Source organism: Oleiphilus sp. HI0123 (assembly GCF_001635315.1).
Genome location: NZ_LWGE01001770.1, coordinates 1 through 1,408, shown reverse-complemented (window position 1 = coordinate 1,408; position 1,408 = coordinate 1). Strand labels below are relative to the sequence as shown.

2 protein-coding genes are annotated in these 1,408 nt (G+C 44.1%); both read left to right on the top strand.

The window, feature by feature from the left end:
- On the top strand, positions 1-576 hold a 576-nt coding region (locus A3761_RS23870; protein WP_197473222.1), incomplete at its 5' end, for a Na+/H+ antiporter NhaA.
- Positions 577-751: 175 nt separating this feature from the next.
- A partial coding sequence (locus A3761_RS23865; protein ID WP_068751044.1) for a heme-binding protein occupies positions 752-1,408 on the top strand: 657 nt, incomplete at its 3' end.

The window sequence follows — 1,408 nt, the reverse complement described above, 5'->3', positions numbered from 1 at the left end:
AAGGTGAGCAAACAAGCGGCTTACATTATTGTCGGTATCGTTGTGTGGGCAGCCGTACTCAAGTCAGGTGTTCATGCTACGCTAGCGGGTTTCATCGTGGCTTGGTTTATACCAATTAACGTGGCCACTGAAGACGGACACCCAATGTTAAAGCAAATGGAACACAGCATTCAGCCTTGGGTTGCCTTTATGATACTGCCTGTGTTCGCATTCGCGAATGCCGGTGTCAACTTAATCGGGATCGGCACTGATGATCTATTTAACTCAATTACATTAGGTATCGCGCTTGGGCTGTTTTTAGGCAAACAACTGGGAATCTTTGGCGCTTGCTGGCTGGCGGTGAGATCAGGTATCGCAAGCCTGCCAAAAGATACCACATGGCCTCAATTATATGGTGTATGCGTACTGTGCGGAATTGGTTTTACCATGAGCTTATTCATCGGCACACTCGCTTTTGAGAGCCATGACCCAAGCTATCACGACAGCGTCAAACTAGGTGTTCTGTTAGGGTCAGTTATGTCAGCTGTGATGGGGGCCATCATTATTATAAGAAGCCGAAACAATAAAGCTGTATAAAGCGGCACACTCTAATGCACCAACCTGCGCCAAAGAGGGCTGACTCGTTAAATAAATAGCACTCTTTGGTACAAAATTTCGTTTATATAGATCCACTAAGCAAAATTCAGCGTACAAACACTAGGTAGATATTATTTTTTATTTCCCTGATTTTTAAGACGAGGTGATTTCTGATATGTGGAATAAAGCACGAAGCAGTGCCCCCTTGCTCATCATAATAACTTTGCTGAGCCTCATATTGGAAGGCTGCTCACTACTTGGTATACGCACTACAGATGAGGCTCGCTATACCGTTGAAAAGAAGGTCGGCAATATCGAAATAAGACGATACGAACCTGTCATGATAGTTGAAACCTACGTAAATGAGCCCAACTTTCGTGATGCAACCGACCAATCCTTTAGACGTTTGTTTGACTATATTTCTGGGGCCAATGTTTCTGCCAATGACATTTCGATGACAGCACCAGTCATCGCTGAACCACAGGAAGAAAAAGGTAAAATAGTTGCGATGACCAGCCCTGTTATTGCGAGTCCGAGCAAGACTGAGAACGAACGGCAAGGCTGGATTTTGAAATTTGTGCTACCAGACAAGTTCACTATTAACAATTCTCCTCAACCTACAGACCCGCTTGTTTGTCTTCGTGAGGTTCCTGAGAAACGAGTTGCAGCGATTAGCTATTCAGGATTATGGAGTGAAAGCAATTATCAAAAACATGTCAATCAACTGAGTGACTGGCTCAACAGCAATAATTACTCTTCAATTTCACTAGCTAGTTATGCAGGGTACGATCCACCCTGGGCACTACCATTTCTGCGACGCAATGAGATATTA